Source organism: Microbacterium sp. 2MCAF23 (assembly GCF_052115565.1).
In the GTDB taxonomy this organism is placed as follows: domain Bacteria; phylum Actinomycetota; class Actinomycetes; order Actinomycetales; family Microbacteriaceae; genus Microbacterium.
The window spans coordinates 154084-168008 of the sequence record NZ_JBFRGY010000011.1; the positions used below are offsets into that span (position 1 = coordinate 154084).

Sequence of the window (13925 nt, forward strand, 5' to 3'; positions counted from 1 at the left end):
ACTGCACGATTGTCGCGCAGTCTCGCGACTCAGTTGCAGTCTCGCGGATGCGCGCTCCCGGCCTCGGTCACGGCGCCGCAGACCTGCACCCTCAGGCGGGCTCGACCGCGCCCATCGGCGGCTCGGCGGGGCCGACCGGCCCCGAGCCGATCGGGCCGACCTCGACGAGCACGCGGGAGCGGCGCCGGTGCGCCACCGCCGTGATGAGCTGCACCCCGAGCGTCACCGCGAGCACGATGCCCGACAGCAGCAGGAGCTGATCCGGCACGGCGCCCTCGGCGAGCGCGAGTCCGCCGAGCGCGCTGCCCAGCGCGCTTCCGAGCATCATGGCGCTGTTGTTGAGCGCGAGCACGAGGGCGGCGACCGCCGGCGGCACCATCGTGGCGAGCCTGGTCTGCGCCGCCACACCGGATCCGCCGTTGAAGAACGCGCAGACCAGGAACCAGGCGAGCCCGGCGACGGCGCCGGCGATGCCGGGCAGCATGAGCCCCGCCCAGCCGAGCAGCGCGGCGGCGAGTACGGTGGCGACGATGACGGTGAGCACGGCGACCGGACCCCGGCGGTCGGTCACGCGCCCGGAGACGATGTTGCCGACCAGGCTCACGATGCCGTAGCCGAACAGCGCGCCGATGATCGGGTACCCCTCGCCGATCCGCGGACCCAGGATGAGCGTGGCGTAGGTGAAGCAGAGATAGCTCGCGCACATGAGGCCCATCGGCACCAGCAGCACGGCCAGGATCGCCGGGCGCGTAAGAGGGCTCAGCGCCTGGCGCAGCGACAGCGGCGGCAGATGCAGCGGCTGCACCTTGATGAGGATCCCCACGAGCGCGGCGGCCCCGACGCCGACCACGAGGAACAGCGGGATCCGCCAGTCGGTCTGTCCGATCACCAGCCCGACGGGCACGCCGAGGGCGGTCGCGAACAGGAACCCGCCCATCACGAGCGAGAGTGCGCGGCCACGGTACTGCTCGGGAGTGCGCGCGATGACGTAGGAGCCGATCACGGCGTTCAGCAGCGCACCGCCGAGCGCGGAGATCACCCGGCCGCTCATCGCCCAGAAGTAGGTCGGTGCGAGCCCCACCATCAGGTTGCCGAGCACGAAGACGCCGAGGGACAGCACGATCGTCGCCTTGCGCTCCCACCGCCCGGTGAGTGCGCCGAGCACGGGCCCGGCGATCGCGCCGGTCGCCGCGAACACGCTCATGAGCTGACCGGCGGCGGCCGCGTCCACGTCGAGATCGGTCGCGATCTGAGGCAGCAGACCCGCCAGCACGTAGCCGTCGATCCCCATCGAGAAGGTCGCGACGGCGAGCCAGATCAGCGCTCCGGGCCGGAAGCCGGTGTCGTCAGCAGTCGTTCGCACCAGGTCATCCAATCAGAGCGGATCCGCTCCGCGCTCCCTTTTTGTGAGGATTCCGGACGAATCGTCGGATGCGCCGTCAGGGCACCACCTCGAACGCGGCTGCCAGCAGCGTCTCGTCGCGCGACGAGGGCCCCACCAGCAGCTCGAAGGCGCCGGGCTCGACCCGGCGGATCCCCGCGGCGTCGACGATCGTGCAGTCGGCGACCGGCAGTTCCAGCCGCACCCGGGCGGACTCCCCCGGCGCGAGCTGCACCTGGCGATACGCCTTGAGCTCCTTGTCGGTCCAGCTCGCGCTCGTGACGACGTCGCGCACGTACACCTGCACCGTCTCGCGCACCGGACGGGATCCGGTGTTGGCCACGGTGACGTCGGCGACGATCGTGTCGTCCGCACCGAGCGTCGACGACATCAGCTCGAGTGCGGAGTACTCCACGGTCGTGAACGAGAGCCCGTCGCCGAACGCCCAGGCAGGCGCCTGGGTGAGGTCGGCGTAGCGCGTGCCGTGCTGACCGCGGATCTGGTTGTAGTACGTCGGCTGCTGCCCGGCGTGCCGGGCGAAGGAGATCGGCAGGCGCCCGGACGGCTCGATGGCGCCGGTGATGAGCTCGGCGATCGCCGTGCCGCCTCGCATGCCGGGGTTCGCGGCCCAGAGCACGGCGGCGGCCTTCGCCGTCGAGGCGGGCAGCACGAGCGGCTTGGAGGCGAGGAGCACGACCACCACGGGCGTGCCCGTCGCGATCAGCGCGTCCAGCAGGGCGTTCTGGCCGCCCACGAGCTCCAGGGTCGCGGTGGAGCGTCCCTCGCCGACGAGCTCGATCCGATCCCCGACCACCGCCACCACGACGTCCGCGGCCTCCGCAGCCTGCACCGCCTCGGCGAGGAGGTCCGGATCAGGCGCGGCCGGCGCCACCACCGCCGGTCGGGGCTGCCCGTCCGGGAAGGTCGCGCCGAGCGGGTCCTCCGCGAGCGTGAGGATATCGGCGCCCTGCGCGTACCGCACGGCAAGGCCGTCGACGGCACGGAGACCGTCGAGCACGGTGGTGATCATCTCCCGCGGCTGGCCGTCGAGCCAGCCCGCCTGGCCGGATCCGCCGGCCCAGTCGCCGAGCTGCGTCTGCGCGTCGTCGGCGAGAGGGCCGATCACGGCGACGCGGACCGGATCCGCCGCCGCGGCCGCGGCCGCGGTCGCAGGGATCAGAGGCAGTACCCCGTCGTTCTCCAGCAGCACGAGAGAGCGGCGGGCCACCTCGAGGTTGAGGTCGGCGTGCGCGGCAGCGCCGATGACGGCGCCGAGGTTCTGCGCGGGCAGGCGGGGATCCTCGAAGAGTCCGAGGTCGAACTTCAGCGTCAGGATCCGCGCGACGGCGGCATCGAAGGCGTCGGGTGCGAGCATGCCGTTCTGCACGGCCTCGAGAGCACCCTCGTAGAAGCCCGGCGTGGTCATCACCATGTCGTTCCCGGCGCGCACCGCGGCCGCGGCGGCGTGCGCGTGGTCGGGCTGCACCTTCTGCTCCCACACCATCCGGCCGACGTTGTCCCAGTCCGTGATGAGCGTGCCCGTGTACCCCCACTCGCCGCGCAGCACGTCCGACAGCAGCCAGTCATTGACGGTGATCGGCACCCCGTCCATGCTCTGGTACCCGAGCATGAACGTCCGGCACCCCTCCCTGGCGACCCGCTCGAACGGCGGCAGGAACCAGGACCGGAGCTTGCGGCGCGAGATGTCCGCCTCGGACGCATCCCGCCCGCCCTGGGTCTCCGAGTACCCCGCGAAGTGCTTCGCCGTCGCCAGGATCGCCGTCGGATCCGAAAGCCCCGCCCCCTGATAACCGCGGACCATCGCGCTCGCGAGCTCGCCGATCAGGAACGGATCCTCGCCGAACGTTTCGCCCACCCTCCCCCAGCGCAGGTCCCGCGCGATGCACAGCACCGGGGAGAACGTCCAGTGGATCCCGGTCGCCGAGACCTCCACCGCCGTCGCCCGCGCCACCTGCTCCACCAGGGCCGGATCCCAGGTCGCGGCCATCCCCAGCTGCGTCGGATAGATGGTCGCGCCCTCCCAGAACGAGTGGCCGTGGATGCAGTCCTCCCCGACCAGCAGGGGGATTCGCAACCGCGTCTCGGCCGTCAGCCGGTTCGCCTCCAGGATCCGCTCGGGCGAGGTGTGCAGGATCGACCCGGCATGGCGTCGCAGCACGTGATCGTGCAGATCGTCGCGCGCATCCAGCTGCAGCATCTGACCCGCCTTCTCCTCCACCGACATCCGGCTGAGGAGATCCGCCACACGCGCGGCGGTGCTGAGTCGGGGGTCGCGGAAGGGCAGGGCGTCGCTCATGCGGTGGTGCTCTCTGGGTCGGCGGCTGCTCGGGCCGCGGGGAAGGAGGTCGGGGATGCGGTCGTGCGCACCGCGGTCACGGCGGCGTTCGCATCGATGCCGCGCTTCTTCAGGGCGCGGGCCCGCTCTCCGGCGGAACGCAGCCGCGGGTTCACATACTCGTCGATGCCGAAGTTGATCAGTGCGAGCGCGACGCCGAGCAGCGCGATGCAGAGGCCCGCCGGCACGTACCACCACCAGTAGTCGGGGAAGGCGCTGTTCTGCTGGGCCCAGAACAAGATGGTCCCCCAGTTCAGGTTCGATACCGGGATGACGCCGATGAAGGCGAGGGTCGTGAGGCCGAGCACCGCGGCGGTCATGGTGCCGACGAAGCTCGACGCGATGATCGCCATGAGGTTCGGCAGCATCTCGACCAGGATGATCCGGTGCAGCGGCTCGCCGTTCGCGCGCGCCGCCTGGATGAAGTCTCGGTTGCGCAGTGACATCGTCTGCGCCCGCAGCACCCGCGCTCCCCACGCCCAGCCGGTCAGTCCCAGCACCGCGGCGATGATCCACAGCGGCGGATCCTGGAATTGCGAGGCGATGATGATCATCAGCGGCAACCCCGGGAGCACGAGGAACACGTTCGACAGCGCGGACAGCGACTCGCTCTTCCAGCCGCGCAGATAGCCGGCGGTCACGCCGACCAGGATCGCCACCACGGTCGCCATGATCGTCGCGAGGAAGCCGACCACGAGCACGCCGCGCGTGCCGTAGACGAGCTGGCTGAACACGTCCTCGCCGATGTGCGTCGTGCCGAGCAGGTGCTGCCAGGACGGCGGCTGCAGCGTCGCGTCGAGGTGCTGCGCGGTCGGGCTGTACGGCGCGATCCACGGCGCGAAGACCGCCACGAGCGTGAACACGCCGAGGATGATCAGGCCCGCGGCGGACTTGCGGTTGCCGAACATCGCCAGCGACGCCTTGAGCTGGGTCCAGAAGGTGCGCCGGGGCGCGGGACGCCGCTCGGCGGTGAGCAGAGCCGCGGTCTCGGGCGCGCCGGCGGCCGGCTGCGCGACCTCGGGGGGAACGGGAATCGACATGATCAGGCCTCCGTCTGCCGGGTGCGCGGGTCGAGGATGGCGTAGGCGATGTCGGCGATGATGTTCGCGACGAGCACTGCCATCACGAGCACCAGGAAGATGCCCTGCATGAGCGCGTAGTCCTTCGCGTTGGTCGCGCCGAGCAGCAGCAACCCGATGCCGGGATAGGAGAACACCATCTCCATGACGATTGTGCCGCCGACGATGAAGCCGAGCGACAGGGCGAAGCTCTGGATCTGCGGCAGCACCGCGTTGCGCGCCGCGTAGCGCCAGAGCACGCGTCGGTTCGGCATGCCCTTGGCCTGGGCGACGGTGATGTAGTCCTCGTCCAGCACGGTGAGCATCATGTTGCGCATCCCGAGCACCCAGCCGCCGAGCGAGGCGATCACGATCGTGATCACCGGCAGCGCGGCGTGCGAGAGCACCTGCCCGACGAACTCGGCGTTCCAGCCCGGATCCACGCCGACCTCGTAGGCGTGCCCGGCGGGGAACCAGCCCAGCACCGACGAGAACGCGGCGATGAAGATCAGGCCGAGCCAGAAGTAGGGGATCGTGCCGAGGAACGTCGTCACCGGCACGAGCACGTCCAGCCGGCCGCCGCGCCGCCATCCGATCACGGCGCCCAGCACGGTGCCGACCAGGAAGGAGACGATCGTGGCGAATCCGACCAGCCCCAGGGTCCAGGGCAGCGCGGCCGCGATCGCGTCCCCGACCGGGGCCATGCCTGTCGAGATGGAGACGCCGAGGTCGCCGCGCAGCAGCATGCCCCAGTAGTCGAGGTACTGCCGCCACAGCGGCACCGAGTGGTCCAGGCCGAACATGAGGCGCAGTGCCTTCTCGGCGTCGGGGGTGAGCTGGCCCTGGCTGCGCGCCATGTAGGCGTCCACCGCATCCCCCTTCATCAGTCGCGGGATGAAGAAGTTGATGGTGATCGCGGCCCAGGCCGTGAACAGGTAGAAGGCCGCCCTGCCGCCGATGAAGCGCCAGGGCACGCGCATGCGGCCTCGCTCGGCCCGGGTCGCGGTGGTGCCGACGAGCGTCGGATCCACCGGCTCGGGTGCGGCGGGCGACGCCTGGGTCGCGGGTGCGGACGTGTCGGCGCTCATCGCGCACCTCCCGTGGTCTGTGCCGCCCGGCGGCGGAAGAACTCCTCCGGATCGGGCGACGCGGCGCGCAGCTCCCGCGTGTACGGGTCGCGAGGGCGCAGGATGACGTCGTCCGCGGGCCCGCGCTCCACGACCCTGCCCTGGTTGAGCACCATGATCTCGTCGCTGAAGTGGCGCGCGGTCGCCAGGTCGTGGGTGATGTAGAGCACGCCGAGCCCCTCCTCGCGCTGCAGATCGGCGAGAAGGTTGAGCACTCCGAGGCGGATCGACACGTCCAGCATCGACACCGGCTCGTCGGCGACGAGCAGCGCGGGCCGCGAGGCGAGCGCCCGAGCGATGGCGACGCGCTGGCGCTGACCGCCGGAGAGCTCGTGCGGGCGCCGCTCCATCACGGCGTCCGGATCCAGCCGCACCCGCTCGAGCAGGCGGCGCACCTCGGCGTCGACCTGGTCGCGCGGGACGACGCGGTCCAGGCGCAGCGGGCGCTCCACGTGATGGCGGATCGAGTGGTACGGGTTCAGCGAGGCGAACGGATCCTGGAACACCATGCGCAGCTGCTGCCGGTAGGTGCGCAGGCCCTTGCCCCGCCGCGGGATCGGCGCCCCGTCGAGCAGCACGTCTCCGTGCGTGGGGGTCTCGAGCTGGGTGAGGATCTTGGCGATCGTGGACTTGCCGCTGCCGGACTGGCCGACCAGTCCGATCGTCTGGCGGGAGTTCAGGGTGAAGCTGACGTCGTCCAGGGCCTTCAACTGGCCGGAACCGCGGACGTTGTAGATCTTCGTGACGCCGCGGAACTCGAGCGTGGTCATCGCACCACCACCCCCCGCTCGCCGGTCAGGCGCGGGAACGAGCGCAGCAGATCGCGCGTGTACTCGTGCTGCGGATCCGTCCACAGCCGCTCGGCGTCGGCGAGCTCGACGATCTCGCCCTCGCGCATCACCGCGATGCGGTCGCTGATCTCCAGCAGCAGCGGCAGGTCGTGGGTGATGAAAACGACCGAGAAGCCGAACTCGTGGCGCAGCTGGGAGATCTGCTTCAGGATCTCGCGCTGCACCAGCACGTCGAGCGCGGTGGTGGGCTCGTCCATGACCATGAGCTGCGGCCGCAAGGCGAGCGCCATCGCGATCATCACGCGCTGACGCATGCCTCCGGACAGCTCGTGCGGGTAGGACCGGATCCGCTGGCCGCCGACCTTCACGATCTCGAGCAGGTCGATCACCTCCGCACGACGCTGCGCGCGGCTCATGCCTGGGCGGTGCACACGGAACACGTCGTCGAGCTGCGCGCCGATCGTCGCCACGGGGTTCAGGGCGTTCATCGCGCCCTGGAACACCATCGACACCTTGTCCCAGCGGAACCGGCGCATCTGCTCGGTGTCGAGGGCGTGCAGGTCGACGTCCGTGCCGTCGGCGTCGTGGAAGACCACGCTGCCGCCGGTGATCACAGCCGGCGGCTTGAGCAGCCGCTGCACGCCGTACGCGAGCGTGGTCTTGCCACTGCCGCTCTCGCCGGCGAGACCGACGATCTCACCGCGGCGGATGTCGATCGTGACGTTCTTCACCGCTCGGACGGGCGGATCCACGTCGTACACGACCGAGAAGTCGCGCACGGAGAGAAGGGTGTCTGTCATGAGGTTCCTCGTGTGGGGACGCCGGTCGTTGAGCGAGCCGCAGGCGAGACGAAACGCGGTGCCGTTCTCGAAGAACGTCACGACGTTTCGTCTCGCGGAGACCCGCACTGAGCGAGCGCAGCGAGTCGAAGTGTCGCTCAACGACCGATCAGTGCTACTTGCCGGCCGGCTTCAGCTTCATGATGACCTGGACGGCGGAGGGCTGCGTCGGGTCGGCGGTGGCGTACTGGTCCTTCTCGCTCGGCCAGCCCGTGAAGGTGCGGGTGTTGTACTCGCCCAGCTGCGGGTGCGTGCCGATCGGGATGGCGGCGACGTCCTCGACGAAGATCTTCTGGATCTTGTTGAGCGCTTCGGTGCGGGTGGCGTCGTCGGAGGCCTGCGCGTACTGCTTGAGCAGCGCGGTCGCCTCCGGGTTGTTGTAGCGGCCGAAGTTGTCCGAGACCTTGCCGTCGGCGGCCTGCTCCAGGTACGCCCCGTTCATGACGTCGTCATAGATGTGCCACGGGTTGGAGCCGGAGCCCGACCAGTGCAGCGCCGCGTCGAAGTTCCCGGTCGCCATGTTCGTGAACCAGGTGTCGGCGTCCGGCGTAGCCACCTTGGCGTCCGCGCCCAGCGTGCTCTTGATCTGCGTCGCCACGAGCTGGATCCCGGTGACGTAGTCGTTCCAGCCCTGCGGATCCTGCAGCGTGAACGAGACGGGGTTGCCGGAGGGATCGATCAGCGCGCCGTCCTTCCAGGTGTAGCCCGCGTCGGTGAGCACCTTCTTGGCGCCGTCGACGTCGATCGAGAAGGTCTTGTCCTTGTACTCGGGCGCGATGTACTGGTCGCCCGTGGGCTGCGGGATGCCGGTGACGCTGGTGAGCTCGGGGCCGGCGTTGCTGCGCGCCTTTTCTGCGTGCGCCTTGCGGTCGACGACCATGTTCACGGCCTTGCGGAAGGCCACGTCGTTGAACGGCGCCTTCGTGGTGTTGACCAGGACCATGTCGGGGCTCAGCACGTTCGCGCCCCAGAACACGTTGTGCTTCGGATCCTTGTCGACGTAGTTCTTCTGATAGTCGGTGATGAAGATCTGCGCCCAGTCGGCCTCCTTGCTCTGCAGCGCGCGCAGGAGTCCCGTGTTGTCGTTGTACTCGAGGTACTTGAGCTGGCCGACCGGCACCTTGCCGCCCCAGTAATCGGTGCGCGCCTTCAGCACCACGCCCTGCGAGGAGAAGCTCTTGATCGTGTACGGGCCGGTGCCGACCGCGTCCTTGACCGGGTCCTTCGACGGGTCGGAGATCCCCTTCCACTGGTGCTCGGGGACGATGGCGACCTGCAGCACGTCGCCCTGCTTCACGAACTTCGACTCGCTGAAGGAGAGCACCACGTTCCCGCCGTCCTTCTTGACGTCGGCGAGCTTGAGGCCGGCCAGGTCGAGGGCGGGCGTGTTCTTGATCATCGTGTACGTGAAGACGATGTCGTCGGCGGTGAACGGCTTGCCGTCGCTCCACTTCACGTCGGCGCGCGGAGTGACGGTGAGCTGGGTGTAGTCGGCGTTCCACTCCACTTTGGAGGCCAGCCACGGCGTCGTCTCGTTCTTGCCGACGGGGTTCACGATCGCGAGGGGCTCGTAGATCATCCGGTCGTATCCGAGCGACATCCCCGAGCCGGTGGAGATGAACGGGTTGTTGGTCTGGGTCGACAGGATCGCGGCGCCGTCCGGCTTGGCGACGGTGAGCGAGCCGCCGCCGGACGCGCCGGCGGTGGAGCCCGACGAGCAGCCGGTCAGCGCGACGGCGCTGAGGGCCGCGATCGCCGAGACGACGAGCAGGGTCTTGGTGAGCCTCATTGCTTCTCCTTCTGGGGCACGGCCATCGTGCGCCCACCTGGTGCGGGGTCTCGCTTCCGGGGAACTTTACTTACTAGCGAGAAAGTAAGTAGAAGTGAGGTTACCGACGAGTAAGCTGGATGACAAGCGGCGAAGGGGACGAAATGGTCACGACGACGTCGGCGCGCGTGAAATCGCGGCCCGAGACCGAGCGCAAGCGCACCGAGATCCTGGACGCGGCGATCGAGATCTTCGGCGCGAAAGGATCCACCAACGGCACCCTCGCCGACATCGCCGAGCAGGTCGGCATGACGCACGCCGGGGTGCTGCACCATTTCGGGTCGAAGCAGAAGCTCCTGCTCGAAGTGCTCGACTACCGGGACAAGAGCGATGTCGCCCAGCTCGCCGATCAGCACATCCCCGACGGCCCCGAGCTGTTCCTGCACCTGGTGAAGACGGCGTTCGCGAACGAGCACCGTCCGGGCATCGTGCAGACCTACACCGTGCTGTCCAACGAGTCGGTGACGGACGGCCATCCCGCGCGCGGCTTCTTCGAGCACCGCTACGAGAAGCTCCGCACCGAGGTGTCCGCGGCGTTCCGCGAGCTGTGCACGCAGGAGGGCGTGACGGACACCGCCGCGATCGGCAAGGCCTCGGCGTCGATCCTCGCGGTCATGGACGGCCTGCAGCTGCAATGGCTGCTGGATCCCTCCGCCGTCGGGCTCGCCGAGACCAGCTCCTTCGCGATCCGGGCGATCGTGAACGGCGTGCTGCACCCCGGGCCCGCGCTGGAGACCTACGCGGGACGCTGATCGCGGATCCGGTCGGCACCGGGATCCGCGTAGGCTCGGGGCCATGACGATCGACCTCGAAGCGCTCTTCATCGACCTGCACCGCAACCCCGAGCTCTCGTTCCAGGAGGTGCGCACCGCCGGCATCGCCGCCGGGCACCTGCGCGACCTGGGGCTGGAGGTCACCGAGGGCGTCGGGCGCACCGGCGTCATCGGAGTGCTCCGCAACGGCGAGGGCCCTGTCGTGTGGGCGCGCGCCGACATGGATGCGCTGCCCGTCGTCGAGGAGTCGGGGCTGCCCTACGCCAGCACCGCCAAGGGCGTCGACGCCGAGGGCCACGAGGTCGGCATCATGCACGCGTGCGGCCACGACATGCACGTGACCGCGATGATCGGCGCGGTGGAGGAGCTCGTCCGCACCAGGGACGAGTGGTCGGGCACCCTGGTCGTCGTGATCCAGCCCGCGGAGGAGTTCGGCGCCGGAGCTCGCGCGATGCTCGACGACGGCGCCCTGGACCGCTTCCCGCGGCCCGATGTCGTCATCGGCCAGCACGTGACCCCGTTCCCGGCCGGCGTGATCGGCGTGCGCCCAGGACCCCAGATGTCGGCGTCCGACGGCCTGCACGTGGTGCTGCACGGCCGCGGCGGACACGGCTCGCGTCCGCATTCCACGATCGACCCCGTCGTCATGGCCGCCGCCACCGTGATGCGCCTGCAGACCGTGGTCTCGCGCGAGGTGGACCCGCACGACCTCGCCGTGGTCACGGTGGGCGCCATCCACGCCGGCACCAAGAACAACATCATCCCCGCCGAGGCCACGCTCGACCTCAGCCTGCGCTACCCCGACGACGCGCTGCGCACCAGGGTGCTGGCCAAGGTCGAGCGCGTGATCAAGGCCGAGGCGATGGCGAGCGGGGCGACGCAGGATCCGACGATCGAGACGCTGCATACGCTGCCCGCCACGATCAACGACGACGCGGCGACCGAGCGCGCGACCGCGGCCTTCCGCGCCGCGTTCGGCGAGGAGAACGTGATCGATCCCGGCCTCTTCACCGGCAGCGAGGACGTGTCGTGGTTCGCCCGGGACGCCGGCGTGCCGCTGGTGTTCTGGTTCTGGGGCGGCATCGCTCCGGCCCGCTACGCCGCGGCCGTCGCGCAGGGCACCGTCGACAGCGAGATCGCCACGAACCACTCCCCGTACTTCGCCGTGGAGATCCACCCCACGATCGAGGTCGGCGTCAAGGCCCTCACCGTCGCGGCGCGCGAGTTCCTAGGCTGACGGGCGGCACGACGGGGGCGTCCGCCTCGCGCGGAGCCTCACGACGGGGGCGCCCTGCGGCCGTGACGACGCCGGCCAGCACGAGGAACGCCGCACCGATCACGACCGTCCACCAGGGGAAGCCCGGGATGTCCGGCGCCGCACCGGCGGCGTCCAGGTCCTTCTGCGGAGTCGGCGTCACGCGCTCGCCCGTGACCAGGATCCGGTGCGTGTTGATGCCGAGCGGGGTGCAGGTCACGAGGGTGACGAGGTCCTCCCCCGGCTGCGCACTCAGCGCCTTCGTTTCCTCGGGCAGAACGACCTTGGTGTCGCGCACCCGATAGGTCAGCACCTCGCCGAACACCTCGACGGTGAACGTGTCGCCGATCTTCAGCTGGTCGAGGTTGTCGAACAGGGTCGCACCGGCGAGACCGCGGTGGGCCGTGAGCACCGAATGCTGGTCGACGCCGCCGATGGGGAGGGACGTGCCCTCGAGGTGTCCGACACCCTTGGTGAGGGTGGTGTCGGAGGTGCCGTGATAGATCGGCAGGTCCACGCCGATCGTGGGGATGCGCAGCCGGGCCATGACTCCATCCGCATCCGCCCTGAGCATGCGGGAGTAGTCGAAACCGGGCGCAGCCGCGGTGCTCGTGGGGATGCGGGATCCTGGTGCGAGGAGCGCCCCGCCGACCAGTGCCCTGTTGTACGCCGTCGCCTGATCGAGCGCCTGCTGTCGCGCATCGGCTGCGGATCCTCCGACCTCGGAGTCGACCTTCACGATCAACTGCGACTGGTTGTACTGCGACCACCAGCTCGCCACCGTCGGGTACATCAGCACGAGGACGCCGACGAAGGCGACAGCCGCAAGGATGGCCGTCGCCCAGGGCATCCGCCATCGCGGGCGGGGTGCGGGCCTCACGTCGCGACGGCGCAGCGGCACGGTCTGTGTCACGACGGCTCCTCTCGGTCTGGATGTGCGGGGTGAAGGGATCCCGGCTCCGGATGCCGGCAGGCGCCGGGCAGGGCGGGAAAGAGAAGAGGAGGGCAGGGGTTCTGGGGCCCCCTGCCCTCCTCGGGTCCGTCAGCGATCCTCGACGGGATCGCTCACGGACGTCGGATCATCAGTGGCGACGGGCGCGCACGCGGCGCACCAGGATCGCGCTGATGCCGGCCACGACGAGCAGGCCGCCGATGACGGCGAACAGCGTGCTGCCCGCACCACCGGTCAGCGGCAGGTTCGGGCCGAACTGCTGGGTGTTGGAGATGGTGATGCTGGTCGGGCTGGCCTGACCGTTGGCGGTCACGGTGACCTGGGTCCACGGGTCGGCGGGGAGCACGTAGCCGGCCGGGGCCTGGACCTCCTTGAGCCAGTAGTCCTTGCTCTTCACGTCGTTGTTTCCGACCCACAGACCGTCGACCAGGATCTGGCCGTTGGCGTCGGTGGTGACGGGACCGGCGACCTTGGTGCCGTTCTTGGCGTCGTAGACCTCGAAGATCGCGCCCTGCAGCGTGTTCTTCGTGTTGCCGTCCTGCTTGACGACCTTCAGCGGACCCCAGTTGGTCTGCGGCGTGTTGGTGGTGCGGTCGGAGCCGTTGGTGTTGACGACGGCCGTGTTCAGGATCTGGCCGTCGGCACCGAGCGAGGTCACCGTCGTGGTGATGTCCGCGGTCACCGCGGTCTTGCCTACGAGCTTGCCGAGGCCGGTCGCGGTCAACGTGATCACGGTGTTGCCGGAGACGGTGTAGTCCGTGCCCTCGGTGAGGGTGGTGCCGTCGACCTTGACCACGGCGCCGACGTAGGTCAGGCGCGGGTCGAGGGTGTCGGTGATCGAGAAGCTGCGGTAGGTGTCACCGGCGGCCAGGGCGGGGATCGGGGCGTTGACCGTCCACACGATCTGCGAGCCCAGCACCGGCGCCTTCGGGTCGGCGACGGTCTTGGTCGGCTGCGTGTTGTTCAGCTTGTTCTTCGGGTAGACGTGCACGTTGTAGAGCCAGGTGCCCTGGTTCGGGTACGGCACGGACACCAGGAACGGCTGCACCGGCGAGACGATGGGGTTCGCGCCGGGGCTGGTCTCCGTCACCAGGTACAGGCCGTACGGCAGGTTCGACACCACGGCCTGGCCGGAGGCATCGGTGGTCGCGGTGGTGCCGGTGCCGAGCGAGAACGGCGCCGACGACACGTTCGCGGGCGTCGCGGTCTTCGCCTGGTCCCAGCCGGCAGCGGTGGTGAGGTCGATCGGGGTGCCGTTCGCGCTCACCCGCTGCACGCTGAACTGGACCCCCTGGAGGCCCTGCCCGAGCGCGGCGATCTTCGCCGGGTCGGTGATCTGGGTGCCGTCACCCGCGGCGCCGGGGTCACCGGCGTGCTTGTGGATGGTGAGGGTGCCCGTGGTGCCCGTGATGTTCGACGGGCTCAGGGTGTCGGCGGCGTTGGCGGCCGGCGACACCGCGAGGGCGCCGAGGGCGGCGAGAGCCGCGACTCCGAGCCCGGCTGCAAGCTTGCGCAGCCCGAGAGACCTGCTGGTCATTTCCGTTCCTGCTTTCTTTGTGGTTCGT

At 69.8% G+C, this 13925-nt stretch carries 11 protein-coding genes; 2 read left to right on the plus strand and 9 right to left on the minus strand.

Annotated features, from left to right (window positions below; all coding sequences use genetic code 11):
* Positions 1–91: 91 nt before the first annotated feature.
* From AB4078_RS12555 to AB4078_RS12585, 7 genes are all read right to left on the minus strand, one after another.
* Positions 92–1363: an MFS transporter gene (locus AB4078_RS12555; RefSeq protein WP_441977405.1), complete on the minus strand. Its 1272-nt coding sequence runs from the start codon at positions 1361–1363 to the stop codon at positions 92–94.
* Between the two features lie 76 nt (positions 1364–1439).
* Positions 1440–3698, minus strand: a complete 2259-nt coding sequence (locus tag AB4078_RS12560; RefSeq protein ID WP_441977406.1) for a glycoside hydrolase family 3 N-terminal domain-containing protein — start codon at positions 3696–3698, stop codon at positions 1440–1442.
* Positions 3695–4777, minus strand: a complete 1083-nt coding sequence (locus tag AB4078_RS12565) for an ABC transporter permease (RefSeq protein ID WP_441977407.1) — start codon at positions 4775–4777, stop codon at positions 3695–3697. The genes AB4078_RS12560 and AB4078_RS12565 overlap by 4 nt, the downstream gene beginning before the upstream one ends.
* Before the next feature lie 2 nt (positions 4778–4779).
* Positions 4780–5775, minus strand: a complete 996-nt coding sequence (locus tag AB4078_RS12570) for an ABC transporter permease (RefSeq protein WP_441977541.1) — start codon at positions 5773–5775, stop codon at positions 4780–4782.
* 104 nt (positions 5776–5879) lie between these two features.
* Positions 5880–6692, minus strand: coding sequence for an ABC transporter ATP-binding protein (locus AB4078_RS12575; RefSeq protein ID WP_441977408.1), 813 nt, complete (start codon positions 6690–6692; stop codon positions 5880–5882).
* Positions 6689–7513 (minus strand): ABC transporter ATP-binding protein, encoded by an 825-nt coding sequence (locus AB4078_RS12580; protein ID WP_441977409.1) that lies wholly within the window; start codon positions 7511–7513, stop codon positions 6689–6691. Before AB4078_RS12580 ends, AB4078_RS12575 begins: the two co-directional genes overlap by 4 nt.
* 154 nt (positions 7514–7667) lie before the next feature.
* Positions 7668–9341: an ABC transporter substrate-binding protein gene (locus tag AB4078_RS12585; protein ID WP_441977410.1), complete on the minus strand. Its 1674-nt coding sequence runs from the start codon at positions 9339–9341 to the stop codon at positions 7668–7670.
* 143 nt (positions 9342–9484) lie between these two features.
* Between AB4078_RS12585 and AB4078_RS12590 the strand changes: the two genes are divergently transcribed.
* Together AB4078_RS12590 and AB4078_RS12595 are read left to right on the plus strand one after the other, a co-directional pair.
* Positions 9485–10132, plus strand: a complete 648-nt coding sequence (locus tag AB4078_RS12590) for a TetR/AcrR family transcriptional regulator (RefSeq protein ID WP_441977411.1) — start codon at positions 9485–9487, stop codon at positions 10130–10132.
* A 43-nt stretch (positions 10133–10175) separates the two neighbouring features.
* Entirely contained in the window at positions 10176–11390 is a 1215-nt protein-coding gene (locus AB4078_RS12595; protein ID WP_441977412.1) for an amidohydrolase, read from the plus strand.
* Here AB4078_RS12595 and AB4078_RS12600 read toward each other — a convergent pair.
* On the minus strand, positions 11359–12321 hold the full coding sequence (locus AB4078_RS12600) for a class C sortase (protein WP_441977413.1): 963 nt from the start codon (positions 12319–12321) through the stop codon (positions 11359–11361). The two genes, AB4078_RS12595 and AB4078_RS12600, sit on opposite strands and share 32 nt — an antisense overlap.
* Before the next feature lie 169 nt (positions 12322–12490).
* Entirely contained in the window at positions 12491–13897 is a 1407-nt protein-coding gene (locus AB4078_RS12605; RefSeq protein WP_441977414.1) for a SpaH/EbpB family LPXTG-anchored major pilin, read from the minus strand.
* Positions 13898–13925: the final 28 nt, after the last annotated feature.